Source organism: Oceanisphaera sp., assembly GCF_052084945.1.
In the GTDB taxonomy this organism is placed as follows: domain Bacteria; phylum Pseudomonadota; class Gammaproteobacteria; order Enterobacterales; family Aeromonadaceae; genus Oceanimonas.
The window spans coordinates 13,390-27,283 of the sequence record NZ_JBQDEX010000020.1 but is presented as its reverse complement, the minus strand read 5'-3'; the positions used below and the strand labels follow the sequence as shown (position 1 = coordinate 27,283).

Annotated in this window: 13 protein-coding genes and 1 other annotated feature; of the genes, 2 read left to right on the top strand and 11 right to left on the bottom strand. The window is 47.6% G+C overall.

Going from position 1 to position 13,894, the window contains the following annotated elements; all coding sequences use genetic code 11:
• The first annotated feature begins 256 nt into the window (after nt 1–256).
• Together ACTHY5_RS03385 and ACTHY5_RS03380 are read left to right on the top strand one after the other, a co-directional pair.
• Nucleotides 257–544 carry a hypothetical protein gene (locus tag ACTHY5_RS03385; RefSeq protein WP_441876368.1) on the top strand — a complete coding sequence of 96 codons (288 nt, stop codon included), beginning with the start codon at nt 257–259 and terminating at the stop codon, nt 542–544.
• 310 nt (nt 545–854) lie between these two features.
• Nucleotides 855–1,754 carry a GIY-YIG nuclease family protein gene (locus ACTHY5_RS03380; protein ID WP_441876365.1) on the top strand — a complete coding sequence of 300 codons (900 nt, stop codon included), beginning with the start codon at nt 855–857 and terminating at the stop codon, nt 1,752–1,754.
• Nucleotides 1,755–2,030: 276 nt separating this feature from the next.
• On the opposite strand, the gene ACTHY5_RS03375 is transcribed toward ACTHY5_RS03380, so the two are convergent.
• From ACTHY5_RS03375 to ACTHY5_RS03325, 11 genes are all read right to left on the bottom strand, one after another.
• The gene (locus ACTHY5_RS03375; RefSeq protein ID WP_441876362.1) at nt 2,031–2,540 is read right to left on the bottom strand and encodes a GlcG/HbpS family heme-binding protein; all 510 of its coding nucleotides are present in this window, start codon (nt 2,538–2,540) and stop codon (nt 2,031–2,033) included.
• Between the two features lie 862 nt (nt 2,541–3,402).
• Nucleotides 3,403–4,029, bottom strand: coding sequence for a bifunctional phosphoribosyl-AMP cyclohydrolase/phosphoribosyl-ATP diphosphatase HisIE (gene hisIE, locus ACTHY5_RS03370; RefSeq protein WP_441876359.1), 627 nt, complete (start codon nt 4,027–4,029; stop codon nt 3,403–3,405).
• Nucleotides 4,022–4,795 (bottom strand): imidazole glycerol phosphate synthase subunit HisF, encoded by a 774-nt coding sequence (hisF, locus tag ACTHY5_RS03365; RefSeq protein ID WP_441876356.1) that lies wholly within the window; start codon nt 4,793–4,795, stop codon nt 4,022–4,024. Before hisF ends, hisIE begins: the two co-directional genes overlap by 8 nt.
• Nucleotides 4,777–5,514, bottom strand: a complete 738-nt coding sequence (gene hisA, locus ACTHY5_RS03360; protein ID WP_441876353.1) for a 1-(5-phosphoribosyl)-5-[(5-phosphoribosylamino)methylideneamino]imidazole-4-carboxamide isomerase — start codon at nt 5,512–5,514, stop codon at nt 4,777–4,779. The genes hisF and hisA overlap by 19 nt, the downstream gene beginning before the upstream one ends.
• 2 nt (nt 5,515–5,516) lie before the next feature.
• Nucleotides 5,517–6,119 carry an imidazole glycerol phosphate synthase subunit HisH gene (gene hisH / locus ACTHY5_RS03355; RefSeq protein ID WP_441876350.1) on the bottom strand — a complete coding sequence of 201 codons (603 nt, stop codon included), beginning with the start codon at nt 6,117–6,119 and terminating at the stop codon, nt 5,517–5,519.
• On the bottom strand, nt 6,116–7,186 hold the full coding sequence (gene hisB, locus ACTHY5_RS03350; protein WP_441876347.1) for a bifunctional histidinol-phosphatase/imidazoleglycerol-phosphate dehydratase HisB: 1,071 nt from the start codon (nt 7,184–7,186) through the stop codon (nt 6,116–6,118). Before hisB ends, hisH begins: the two co-directional genes overlap by 4 nt.
• Entirely contained in the window at nt 7,187–8,245 is a 1,059-nt protein-coding gene (gene hisC / locus ACTHY5_RS03345; protein WP_441876344.1) for a histidinol-phosphate transaminase, read from the bottom strand.
• Nucleotides 8,242–9,537 carry a histidinol dehydrogenase gene (gene hisD / locus ACTHY5_RS03340; RefSeq protein WP_441876341.1) on the bottom strand — a complete coding sequence of 432 codons (1,296 nt, stop codon included), beginning with the start codon at nt 9,535–9,537 and terminating at the stop codon, nt 8,242–8,244. Before hisD ends, hisC begins: the two co-directional genes overlap by 4 nt.
• 3 nt (nt 9,538–9,540) lie before the next feature.
• Nucleotides 9,541–10,437, bottom strand: coding sequence for an ATP phosphoribosyltransferase (hisG, locus tag ACTHY5_RS03335; RefSeq protein WP_441876371.1), 897 nt, complete (start codon nt 10,435–10,437; stop codon nt 9,541–9,543).
• A 72-nt stretch (nt 10,438–10,509) separates the two neighbouring features.
• Nucleotides 10,510–10,631 (bottom strand) — a sequence feature (His leader region).
• Nucleotides 10,632–10,932: 301 nt separating this feature from the next.
• A complete protein-coding gene (locus ACTHY5_RS03330; RefSeq protein WP_441876338.1) occupies nt 10,933–11,940 on the bottom strand; it encodes a TAXI family TRAP transporter solute-binding subunit in 1,008 nt (335 codons plus the stop codon).
• Nucleotides 11,941–12,038: 98 nt separating this feature from the next.
• Nucleotides 12,039–13,826 carry an ABC transporter ATP-binding protein gene (locus tag ACTHY5_RS03325; protein ID WP_441876335.1) on the bottom strand — a complete coding sequence of 596 codons (1,788 nt, stop codon included), beginning with the start codon at nt 13,824–13,826 and terminating at the stop codon, nt 12,039–12,041.
• Nucleotides 13,827–13,894: the final 68 nt, after the last annotated feature.

Genomic DNA, 13,894 nt, shown 5'->3' with positions numbered 1-13,894 from the left:
AGATGCCAAAGGTCTAAACTGTGTAAATGTTGTTGTTGATTATGGTATGGCAGGATCATCCCCATCAGCTGGCGGTGCAGGCTGGATCTCCAGTCTGAGAGAGTGAATATAACAATCACATCAAGTCGCTCGCAAGCTCGCTGGGACACGAAAACTACGCGGTGATTAGTTTGGTGCTTTGCCCAAGTTTTAACCAATCGCCGTTTAATTTTTGGTGCCCCTTATGCTAGCGTTATGAGTCAAGGAAGGCCCTTCTATGATTATAGATTGTCCGAAATGTAACCAATACGTTGAGGTTGCCGAGGCAGGCGGTTATGAGCAGTTTAACATTGGGTGGCATTTTAGGTTTTCCCTATCTGAAACCAGCGCCAACATATTAGAACGATTGAATATTCCACAAGAAAACTGGTTAAAAATAACCGGTGAATTTATGGTGCTATTCAAAGGGCCCGCAGGCTCGTTATCTCACTTGCAGCAACATTGTGAGAAAAAGTGCATGCAGCGTACTGCCTATGCCAGTAGCTGCCGACATTGGACTCATTAATCACTAACGAAGCGTCGATAGATTTCTTAGTTTGTTGCACTCCAACCAGAGTGCATTTGTGCTGCCTAACGAGCGATTTATTTTCCCTAAATAGCTTAAAAATGGATACACATCTCAATACTGACTGATTTTCATTATTGGAATATTAGAAAAGTGTCATCCGCTTGTAATTTTGATAGCTAGGTATACTATTAAGACTATTTTAATATGGGTGGCAATTAAGTACGATTTATTCTGCACGTTCGGATCTGTGTGGGGTAGGCCCAGTAATGAGTCGCTTTACCACGATTTTTACAGGAAATTCTATAAAATGTCTAAGTTTGGTCGAAGTATAAGAATATTTTTAGCCGATGGCAGTCCGACTGGATTACGTCATGTTGAAATAGCTAACTGGTCTGGCCAAGCTTTAGCGTGTCCTCGAAGCAGATTTTCAGAACTAGGTAAGTGGGAAGAATCAAAGCGACCTGGTGTATATTTTCTATTTGAAAACTCGGCGGTTGATAATAACGTTGCATACATTGGTGAATCTGAAGATGTATTTAAAAGACTGGCGGAGCATGACCGAAAAAAAGAATTTTGGAATGAAGTTATAATATTTACAAGTAAGGATGAAAACTTAACCAAAGGTCATATAAAATATCTAGAAGCAAGACTTGTGGAAATCAGTAAGTCAGCCGATAGATATGAACTGCAAAACAGTAATACACCAACCAAGTCGAATCTACCTCGAGCTGATGTTGCTGCAATGGAAGAGTTTGTTGATAATATTCGCATTGTTTTAGGTAGCTTAAGTCACAGAATTTTAGAGTCTGTCTCTTCAGGATTAGCTCAAATTTCCTTAGAGCCAAAAGAAGACTCCCTAATAAATTATGACTTTAGCTTTAAGGTAAATAATGTAACCGCAAAAGGCAGAGTAACTGATGACGGTTTTTTACTTTTACACGGCTCTCAAATAGCGCAGAAATCTTCACCAAGTATGCCGGGTAAAAGTTTACTTATTAAAGAGCAAATGATTTTTGATGGTATTCTAGAAGATAAAGGGAGTTTTTATCTCCTAGTAAAAGATAAATTAATGAGTTCATCTTCATATGCTGCCTCATTAGTAGCTGGGAATAGTCGCAGTGGTCCACAAAGCTGGAAAACCCCAGAAGGTGAGCATTTAAAAGTAATCGAAGATCGGCTGGTAAGTAAAACCAAACAAGACAACTAACAGGCCCCCATGTTAGCTGATTGCACCTTGCTAACTCAGCGGTTCACAAGAGTGAAGTTTTGATAGCTAGGGATACTATTGAGGCTATTTTAATATGGGTGGCAGTTTAGTATTTGTTGGTGTAATCGGCAAAAAGCCGGTGCAGTACCCCGACTTTGATGAAGGCGATTAAGAGCAACAAAGCACACATGAGATCAGAGGGCTCTGTTCTCATGCGTGCTTTGGCTAAGAGTGAGACTGGTATGCAGGCTGGCAAGTCCGACACAGCGGCATCGTTTACGCTTTGGGTAATACGTTATCAATGGCCTGCAGGGCACAGCCTTCGTCGATAGCCGCACCGCCGGCACCGGCTACGCCAATGGCACCAATTACCTGATCACCCACTTTTAGCGGCACTCCGCCACCCAGCAGCAACAGTTCGTCTAAAGTATGGAGATTTTCTGACTCCGGGTTGTTACGCGCGATCTTGGACAGTTCCCGCGAGGTGGTTTTGGTCGACAGCGAGGTAAAGGCCTTGCGCTGGGCGGCAAACGTATTGTGCGGTCCGATATTGTCATCACGCTGCAGGGCCACCAGGTTACCGCCCCGGTCTACCACGGCCGCTACGGCAGTTCGCCCATCGGCATGACAGGCCGCCAGGGTTGCATCCAGCAGTTGATTGGCCAGCGCGAGTGATACATCGGCGCGCTGGGCAACACCGCTGTCGGTAGTTAACGCAGGGGCAGCAAAGGCTGGGGCGGCACACAGGGCCAGGGCAAGCAATGAACGACGAGCGGTAGTGATCATAAAATTCTCCAATGGTTATAAGTAGTTCGGCTAGGTGCCAAGTGGAGTCATAATGCCAGCGCTACCCCGTCAAACTCATTGCTAACGGATTACTATTTTGTAATCCGATGCGCTGCATGTTAAACACCATGCCCATCAGCTCGCCACTTCGGTAAATACCGCAGTGTTAATAATACACTCACAGGCCACCCATGTTAGTTGTTTGCTTGAAACTCATAACAAAGCCAATCATAAACGCCAGCAAGCTGGCTGGACTCTCTGGCGCTCGCCTGTGTTGGCAGGGTTAGAATTTATTGGCATATCTGGTGTTATGCATGTTAATGTTGTTGAATTATAATTAACTATATGCCGTGTAATGAAAACAAATGAATTATTAAAATTGTCTGATGCAGATATGGTTTCATCAATAAAGAAAATGAAGCTAAAAGAATGCGAAAAACATACTCGAAATTACTCTAAACGCCTCAATCTAGACTTTGATAAATTAATTATAAGTGGCACCAATGCTGTTTTTTTTGATTCTGATGAGAGGCATGTTAGTTTACGAGTTCACTCTGCTATAGTGCAGTTTTGTGATTCAGTAGGATGTTATTCTGAAAAAGAAGTTGAGATTATGTCAGCGTTAGTTTTAATGATGATACACAAAAGAACAAATGGTTTCGACATGGCGTCGACGTTATCTAGTCTGTCAAAATCCTAACAAGTTGCTTAAGCGTTATGAGTCAGTCACCTGTCCACTCGGAGTCAATGACGTACAGCATCACGCATAGGCTTGTCCGTTCTATGGTTTCTACAACAGCAAACAGCCCATACCTGTGGGTACAGGTATGGGCTGTTTTTCTGTGCGGCCTGTGGCGTCAGACTATACTGTATGGCGCTCTTGCAGCTTGGCAATAACGTCACTGAGTTGCAGCTCTTCTTGCTGCAATAGCACGGTCAGGTGATAAAGCAAGTCGGCTGACTCGTTCACCAATTCTTCGTGATCGTGCACTGTGGCGGCCAGCGCGGTTTCTACGCCTTCTTCACCCACTTTTTGTGCAATACGTTTGGTGCCGCTGGCATACAAGCTAGCGGTATAGCTAGACTTAGGATCGGCCCCTTTACGCCTAGCAACAACTTGCTCAAGCTCCGACAAAAACGCTAAATCGGGCAGGGTTTGCTGGTTAAAGCACGACGTGTGACCTAAATGGCAGGTCGGGCCTATGGGCTCAACCAATGCCAATAAGGTGTCGTTATCACAGTCGGTGCTGATATCGGTAAGTTGCAAGAAGTGACCCGAGCTTTCACCTTTGGTCCACAAGCGGTTTTTGGTGCGGCTATAAAAAGTCACCTGCTTGCTGTCTAAAGTGTGAGCCAAGGCTTCTTGGTTCATGTAGCCGAGCATAAGCACTCGGCCGCTGTGACAGTCTTGCACCACCACTGGCATTAGGCCGTCTACTTTTTCCCAGTCGAGTTGCTCTGGGTTGAATTTGCGAGTGTGATCAGTCACGAATTACGATTCCTTGTTCTCTTAAATATTGCTTAAGCTCATCAATATTAATGATGTTCTTGTGAAAGACTGACGCTGCCAGCGCGCCGTCTACATCGGCTTTTAAGAAGGCATCGCTAAAGTGCAACATTTCACCGGCACCGCCGGAGGCAATCAGTGGCACTTTACAGATAGCGCGCACTTTTTGCAGTTGTTCTAAATCGTAACCTTGGCGTACGCCGTCTTGGTTCATTACGTTCAGTACAATTTCACCGGCGCCGCGACGCTGCACTTCTTCTACCCAATCTAGCGTGCTCCACTGAGTCACTTGAGTACGGCTTTCGTCGCCGGTAAATTGATGAACTTGATATTGACCCGTTTCTTCATCGTAATAAGAGTCAATACCCACCACCACGCACTGCACACCAAAGGTCTCGGCCAGTTCGGTGATTAGAGCTGGGTTGCTTAGGGCAGGGGAGTTGATAGAGATTTTGTCGGCACCAAATTCTAAAATTTGCGCCGCATCAGCCACGGATTTAATGCCACCGGCCACACAAAAGGGAATGTCGATCACTTCTGCCACGCGACTCACCCAGCTTTTATCAACGACGCGGTCTTGGCTACTGGCGGTAATATCATAAAACACCAGCTCGTCTGCGCCTTCGGCGGCATAACGTTGTGCCAGTGGCACTATGTCGCCAATGATTTCGTGGTTACGAAACTTAACGCCTTTTACCACTAAGCCATCTTTTACGTCTAAACAGGGGATTATGCGCTTTGCCAGCATGCGATTGCCTCTTTTACGGTGAATTTACCTTCTAATAACGAGCGGCCTAAAATAACACCGGCCACACCGGTATTGGTGAGCGCCTTAATATCGTCTATGTTGCCGATGCCGCCGGAGGCTTGCCACAAAATAGTGGGGTAGCGAGCAGCTAGCTCACGGTACAAGGCGACGTTGGAGCCGGTGAGGGTGCCGTCTTTAGAAATGTCGGTACATAACACATGGCATAAGCCGGCGGGCAGATAATGCTCGAGTAGGGCTTCTATGGTGATGCCGCTGTCTTCTTGCCAACCAGCAATGGCAATTTTCTTTTCGCCGTCTGCGGTAATGTTAATGTCTAGCGCCAGCACTATGCGGTCGGGGCCATATTGCTTGATCCAGCCGGCGACCATTTCCGGATCTTTAACCGCGGTTGAGCCAATAACCACGCGTTGCACGCCAATATCGAGTAAGTCTTTTACGTCTTGCTCACTACGAATACCACCGCCAATTTGTACCGGAACTGGGGTGTTTTGCACTAAATCTTTAATGATATCCAGTTGGCGTTGGCTGCTGTCTTTAGCGCCGTCGAGATCAACCAAGTGCAATTGGGTTGCGCCTTCGGCCACATAGAGGTCGAATTGTTGCTGTGCCGAGGCGGTATATTCGGTTTTTTGTTGGTAGTCGCCTTGGTATAAGCGCACGACTTTGCCGCCAATGAGGTCAATAGCAGGAATGATCATCTTTACAGCTCCAAGAAATTTTTCAGCAATTGTGCACCCGCCGCACCCGAGCGCTCGGGGTGAAACTGCACGCCAAAGAAGTTGCCCTGTGCAATGGCTGCACTAAAGGCGGTGCCATGATGGCTGGTTGCCAGTGTGTAATCACCCACAGGCACTGCATAAGAGTGCACAAAATAGAAAAAGCTGCCCTCGGGAATATCTTTAAATAAGGGGTGGTTGGGCATAGGGGTTATGCTGTTCCAGCCCATGTGGGGCAAGCGAATGCCGTCACTGGCTTCCAGGTGCTGGCACTGCGCTGCAATTAACCCTAAGCCATCAACATCACCTTCATCAGAGTGTTGCACCAGCATCTGCATGCCTAAGCAAATACCCAATACCGGCTGATGTAGCTGGCCTATCAGCTCAATTAAATTCCGCTCAGCCAAATTTTTCATGGCTTCGCGGGCACTGCCCACTCCGGGTAACAATAACTTATCGGCGTCGAGTAATACTTGGTGATCGCGACTGACGGTCACCGAGTAACCCAAGCGCTCTATTGCATAGCGCACCGAAGATAAATTGGCACAGCCGGTATCAATAATGGCAACTTTTAGGGGATGACTCACAAGACCCCCTTACTGGAGGGCAGTTCGTTGCCTTCTACCTTGAGTGCTTGGCGCAAGGCGCGGCCAAAGCTCTTAAAGGTGCTTTCCACCATGTGATGGGTGTTGTGGCCGGTCACTTTTAGGTGAATATTACAGGCGAGGCTATCGCTGAGTGAGCGGAAAAAGTGCGGCACCATTTCAACCGACATATCGCCCACTTTATCTTGGCGAAATTCCCCTTCAAATGACATATAAGGGCGACCGGATAAGTCCAGCGTGACCGCGGCTTCGCATTCATCCATGGGCAATACAAATCCAAACCGGCCTATGCCGCGCTTATTACCCAGCGCTTTGCGCAGGGCTTCGCCTAATGCCAGTGCGGTGTCTTCCACTGTGTGATGGTCATCAATATGTAGGTCGCCATCGACTTGCACATTCAGTTGAAAACCGCCGTGGGTGGCAATTTGATCCAGCATATGGTCAAAAAAGTGTAAGCCGGTATTAAGTTGGCTGCCGCCTTGGGTATCAAGATCAAGCGCTATTTTGATATCGGTTTCTTTGGTGGTGCGAGTTACGGCGGCTTTACGGCCACGGCTTAATAACTGCGCCACTATTTGTGGCCAGCCCAGTCCGTTGTGCCCGTAGTGTAGCCCTGGCAGCCCCATATTGTCGGCAAGTTGAATGTCGGTTTGACGATCGCCAATCACCCAAGAGTCGGTAAAGTCGATACGGCCGGCTTGTAAATAGTCTTTTACTAAGCCTAAGCGGGGTTTGCGACAGGCACAGTCATCTTCTTGAAAGTGTGGGCATACCAACACATCTTGAAAGTTCACCCCTTGTGAGGTGAGAATTTGCATCATCAAATTGTGTGGGGCATCAAAATCGGCTTGCGGGAAGCTGTTAGTGCCTAAGCCATCTTGGTTGGTCACCATCACCAGCTTATAGCCACTTTCTTGTAGCTTAAGCAGGGCGGGGATCACCCCCGGTAAAAACGCTAACTTGTCGAGGCGGTCTAACTGCTTATCAATGGCAGGCTCTTCTACCATGGTGCCGTCACGATCGATAAATAAAATACGTTCCTTAGTCACTTATTGCTCCTGTTGCAGTACCTCAAGTACCGCGTCCATCTCGGTTTGAGTGCCGATGGTGATCCGAATGCAGTCTGCCAAACCCGGTCTGTTGGCAAAATCACGCAATATAATACCTGCCTTGGCCATACGTGCAAATAAAGCCGCGCCTTGGCTAAAGCGTACTAACAAATAGTTACCATTAGGGGCAAACACCTCTTGCACCTGTGGGTGGGCGCGCAGGTGTTCACCTAGGGTGTGTTTGAGCTGGTTTATCTCAACCACTCGCGCTCGCATCAGCGCCAGCCCTTGTTCATTTAATGCTTGAGCGGCAATTTGTGCCACAGGCTCCGGAATAGGATAGGGCGGGATCACCTTTAGCATTAAGCCTATCACCTCGGGGTTGGCCAAGGTAAAGCCACAGCGCAGGCCGGCCAAGCCAAAGGCTTTAGAGAGCGTGCGAATAATCACCAGCTGCGGGTAGTCCGCCAGTAAACGGGCTTGGCTCAACTCAGGGCAAAACTCAATATAGGCTTCATCCACCACCACTAAGGCGCGATTGTGAGCGGCATCCAGCAAGCGGCATAGGTCCTTGCTGTCTACTAGGTCGCCGGTGGGGTTATTGGGCGAGCACAAAAACACGATTTTGCTGTTATCGAGTGTCTCGATAATACCGTCAACATTTGGTTGACGGTTAGCATCAAGAGGCACATCAATAATACCCACGCCGTTGGTTTCGGCGCTAATGGCGTACATGCCATAGGTGGGTGAGCAGATCACAATATTATCTTGGCCGGGCTCACAAAAGGTACGGATCAGCAGCTCAATGCCTTCGTCTCCCCCACGAGTCACTAACAACTGCTCGGGGCTGACATTAGCATAGGCGGCATAGGCATTAACCACTTGCGGCGGCTGACATTCGGGGTAGCGATTAAGGCGCGCGCAATCAAGCTGATAAGTACCGCACTCGGCGGCTTCGTTGGCATTCAGCCAAATGTGCCCCTGACCGCCAATGCGCCGTGCCGACTGATAGGGCGTAAGCGCTTGTACTTGCTTACGTGCTAACAAGGTGATGCTCATGCTGTTGATTTCTCCAGTTTGGCAAGCCGCAGGCTTACCGCATTTTTATGGGCATCCAGCGTTTCGGTTGCCGCTAATAACTCCACTGCCGGGCCAATGGCCTGTAAACCGGCGGGGGTCAGCTCTTGTACGGTAAAGCGACGTTGGTAATCGGCAATGCCTAGGCTTGAATAAGTGCGAGAGTAACCATAAGTCGGCAAGGTATGATTGGTGCCGCTGGCATAGTCGCCCACCGACTCTGGGGTCCAGGCCCCTAAAAATACTGAACCGGCATTTTTAAGGCTGGGCAATAACGCTCGTGGATCGGCGGTTTGTACAATTAAATGCTCAGGTGCATAAGCATTAGAGATGAGGGTGGCTTGTGCTAAGTCGGTACAAATAAAGGTACGGCTTTCCGCCAAGGCTTGGCGGGCAATATCAGCGCGAGATAATTGCGCTAATTGTGTCTCTAGTGCCAAGTTCACCTTATCGGCCAGTGCCTGACAGGGAGTGACTAAAATAACCTGAGAGTCCGCCCCGTGCTCAGCCTGAGATAATAAATCAGCCGCCACAAAATCGGCATCAGCGTCGGCATCAGCGATGACCAAGACTTCAGAAGGGCCGGCGGGCATATCAATGGCGGCGCCATTAACATTTGAAGACACTTGGCGCTTGGCTTCGGTGACCCAAGTATTACCGGGGCCAAAAATTTTATCGACCTTAGTAATGCTCTCGCTACCATAAGCCATGGCCGCTATTGCTTGGGCACCGCCCAAGGTGTAAATCGCATCCACGCCACACCGGCGCGCCGTATAAACAATGGCGTCGTTAATGGGCGGTGGTGAACACAACACCACACGCTCGCAACCGGCTAATCGAGCTGGAATGGCCAGCATCATCACGGTTGAAACTAAAGGCGCTGTGCCACCGGGCACGTATAAACCGACTTTTTCAAGGGGCTGAAAATGCAGCTCACATTGCACGCCTGGGCTGGTTTCTTGGCTAATAGATGAGGGCAACTGGGCGCGATGAAAGGTGTCTATATTGGTCAGCGCCAACTCTATGGCTGCTTTCAATTCGTCGCTAACGCGATTGGCCGCATCTTCAATTTCTTGTGCAGATAATTGTAAGGTGCTGCGCTCGCACTTATCTAAGGTGCGAGTCAGCTCTATCAGGGTGGCGTCACCGCCGTGGCGAACTTTATCTATAATGTCCGCCACTTGGCCCTCACGACCCGTGTCGGCCAGGGCGGGGCGGCTTAAGGCCGCCGTTTGTTCAGCTTCGCTAAGTTGATTCCAATCGAGAATATTCATGGCTTACTCCATCATTTTCTCGATAGGCAACACCAAGATAGATGATGCGCCTAAGGCTTTTAAGCCTTCCATGGTTTCCCAGAACATATCTTCGCTGCTCACCATGTGAATGGCTACTTGATTGCTTTCACCCGCTAAAGACATAATAGTGGGGCGCTCGGCACCGGGCAATAAGTCGATCACTTCCTCTAGACGCTCTTTAGGGGCGTGCAGCATGATATATTTGCTTTCGCGGGCTTGCTGTAAGCCTTGAATGCGCGGTAGCAAGGTATCGATCACCGCCTGCTTATTGGCGGGCAGTTCATTGGCGCTTTGAATGAGCACGGCTTTAGAGCGGAAAATAACATCGGTTTCGACCAAGCCATTGGCTTCTAAGGTGGCGCCGGTAGACACTAGGTCACAAATGGCCTCAGCCACACCGGCACGAGGGGCCACTTCTACTGAGCCGTTTAGCATTACGCTTTTAAATTTAACGCCTTGGCTGTCCATGTAACGCTTAAGTAACCAAGGGTAAGAGGTGGCAATGCGTTTGCCTTCTAAGCTTTTCACCCCTTGATAATTGAGCTCTTGCGCCACCGCCAGAGACAGGCGACAGCCACCAAAGTCTAAGCGTTTTAACACATTGTATTCAGCGGTTTCACCTTGTGCTTGGCGCTCCATGACGGTTTCTTCTAGTACGTTTTCACCCACTACGCCTAAATCAACTACGCCATCCATGACTAAGCCAGGAATATCGTCATCGCGCACTAATAACAGATCGATAGGCATATTTTCTGCGTGAGCAATCAGGCGTTGCTCGCGTAAGTTGAGTTTTACACCACAGCCTTTCAACATCTTTTGGCACTCTTTACTTAAGCGGCCAGATTTTTGAATTGCGATACGTAAACGAGTTTGATCCAGAGTCATGATGCGATAGTCCTTGTGTGTCACGTTTTAATACAGAGAATATGAAAAATTTATAATGCCAATAATACGAAAAAACCCTCGGAGCAAAGCTTCCGAGGGTAATATCTTTTATCCTGCTGGAAGCCGCCAAGCGAAAAGCCTTCCAGAATATTATTCTGAAAGCCTAGTCAGTATGATGATGGTGCTGGGTGCTTTGCAGGAAGTTCATAAAATAGTGTGGCCTGTCTCTCTAATCGGTCTGCGTCCACATTAACAAGCCCAACCAGCTTTGCCAACCCCAGAACACAATAAAGTTATGACTCAACAGACGATAATGCTGCTAATGCGCGACCCTCTGTGGCCGTTTAATGGTGCTCTGTGTGGTTGATGTTTTGTTTTGTAGTCAATATTAGTACTGTTGGTTTTTTATTTGGTGTTTAATCTTGTTTGTGAGTCATTTAACAACAGCACCGACCTAACCTTAGATGCAGAGTATAAAACACCCTCTGTTTAGCGGTGTTTAAGCTCAGCCAATGATGATAGGTCATTGCTGGCTCGGGTCACTATTTGAAACACTTCGGGGTAGAGCTGGCCAATAAACGCAATATTTTCCACCGCCTGCTCAGCAAAGATGCCTTTGCCTTGTAGCGCATTAACCGCAGACACATTGACTGTCATGCCCAGATCCATCTTTCCCTCTCTGAGACTATGCAGATTTTCTATAGAGGCTTGGGTCGCAACATTAGTAAAATTAACGCTAGGCAACTGCTCATTCCAGCGGGTAGTGAGCTCACCGCCCAGTGGATAATAGGTACCCCCTTGACTGCCAGTGCCAAAAATAAACTCTTGTTTTGCCCCCATGGCCGTTACTTGGGCAACGGGCAGGGTAACTGTTAGGCCTTGCTCTTCATAAAAGCGCTTAGCGCCAGGGTGAATCGGCAAATGTTGACTGCCTTGTAAGGCATTTTTTAGGGTTAAAAAACGCGACTGACTATGAGGCAGGGGGGCGAGGCTTTGATCGTACATAATGCGCGCCAGCTGGTAGGCCATTTCATTATTAATGGTCTCTGTGTTGGCCATTAATACCGCATAGGCGGTCAGCGTGGGAATGTCTTTTGTTAAAAACGCATAACTGTCTTTGGTAATGGAGTAACCTTGATAATCACTGTGTTGTTCAATCTCGCTGATAACGTGATCAGATAAACCGAGCAAGCGAATATCACCGGTCGCCGCTTGTAGGCTTTTAATACCATTGGTGGGCAGGCCTAAAAATGACATTGAAATATCAATGCTGCCATTTTGTAACCCTTTTAAGGCCTCATCAAAGGGTAAAAAATGCGCATTATAGTCGTGCTCATCTAAGCCATAACTGGCTAATATGCGTTGAGAAAGCTGCTGTGTGGTACTTTCATCAGGCCCCAGTGCAATATTAGGATGGCTATTAGGCGTATCGCAGCCGCTAACTCCCAACAGTATTGCTATAAAAACGCTAACCCTGCGTCGCTGTCTGCTCAACATCTCATTCTATCCCTATTTGTTGAAATGCGTCGGCATATTGCCGACTCTTAATTTAAGCCGTAATGGTTTGGTATACGCCATGGCAACACTGAACCTGCTTAAGAGTACAAGGTTCGGTATAATCCCTCTTGCTCTAATAGCTCATAATGGGTACCAGACTGACTGATTTTACCGTCTTCAAATACCAATACCCGATCGGCTTGGCGAACAGAGCTTAAACGGTGTGCCACAATTAACGTGGTTCTATCTTGTAGAAACGTAGATAAGGCGATGTGTAATTTTTTTTCAGTATCAGTATCTAATGCCGAAGTGGCCTCGTCTAAAATAACAATGGCTGGATTTTTAAGCACCATACGGGCAATGGCTAATCGCTGTTTTTGCCCACCAGACAATTTAATGCCTCGTCGACCCACCTGGGTATTCAGTCCTTCGTCCATATTGGCGATAACATCATCTAATTGCGCGACTGTTAAAGCTTGCCATAACGCCGAGTCATCATGGTGATCACCCAAGCTTAAATTAGAGCGCACTGTGTCGTTAAACAATACGGGATCTTGTAATACAGTAGATACATGCTCTCGTATGGTAGGGAAGCCAATGTCGTGACTGCTCACGCCCCCAAAACGGATAATACCGCTGTCGACGGGGTATAAGCCCAGTAATAGCTGAATAAAGGTCGATTTTCCACCACCACTGGCCCCGACTAAAGCCACTTTTTCACCGGCATTAATATGTAAGCTCACATTGTCTAATATTTTACGGTCGCCGTTGTACGAGAAACTGAGGTTTTCTACTGTTATTGGCAAGGTAGTGGCTTGGCTAAAGGGATCGACAGTACCAGTTTGCTCGGGCTCACCACCCAAAGACAACATGCTATTGACTCGCTTAAGTGCGGCACTTGCGGCATAAAATGAATATTGCATATTGAGCAAATCTTGCACGGGTCCCATCATAAACCACAGGTAACTAAACACGGCAAAAATTTGACCCACAGTCAGCTCGGTATATAACACCATGATCATGGCGGTGGCCCGAAATAACTCTACCCCCGATAAAAACAGTAAAAAGCTGGCGCGACCGGCCGCTTCACTTTTCCACGCATAATCAATGGCGCTGTCACGCACACCACGGGCACGATCCGTTACTCGTAATAGATAATGGCGTTCGCGATTAGCCGCCCGTATCTCGTGAATACCGTCTAGGGTTTCTATTAACGCTTGCTGAAATAATTCAAAAGCACTGTTTTCATTACGTTTTAAATACTTAACCTTGGCCCCTAATCGACTAGAAAAATACACGACGACCGGATTAAGTAACAAAATAAACAAGCCCAGTTTCCAGCTCAGTAGTAGCAGAACGATGGCGGTACCTACCACACTCAGTAAACTGATAAGCAAACGACTTAAGGTTTCCCCTAAAAACTTATCTAGGGTTTCTACATCAGTCACAAAGTGAGAGCTCACACTGCCCGCGCCCACAGATTCAAACGAACGCAATGGGGTACGAGAGAGCTGATGCGCCAATAATTGTCTGATTTCATACGTCAGTTGTTTGGCAACGCGAGCAAATTGTCGTCCTTGAATAATATTAAAAAACAATGACAAAACCCGTAGCAATAAAGTGATCACCAATACGGCTAAAATAAAGCCAACACCGGTTTGCCAAGAGGGGGGCAAGAACCAGCTTAAGCCTTCAAGCAAACGGCCAGGGCTGTCGAGCAAAACCTCATCAACGAGCAATGGCATCAATAATGGGACAGGCACTGCAAGCAAAACACCGGATAATGCAAAGATATGGGCGTAAATAAGCACCGGGCGGCGTTTTTTCATCATCTTTATAATATTAGACCACTGTAAAATAGGGGTCTGTTGAATTTTTTTATCCATCAATCACCATCATCGGGTTTTCATTTGGAGAAAGGGCAGGTAAGTTAAGCAAAAAATAATGATATGTT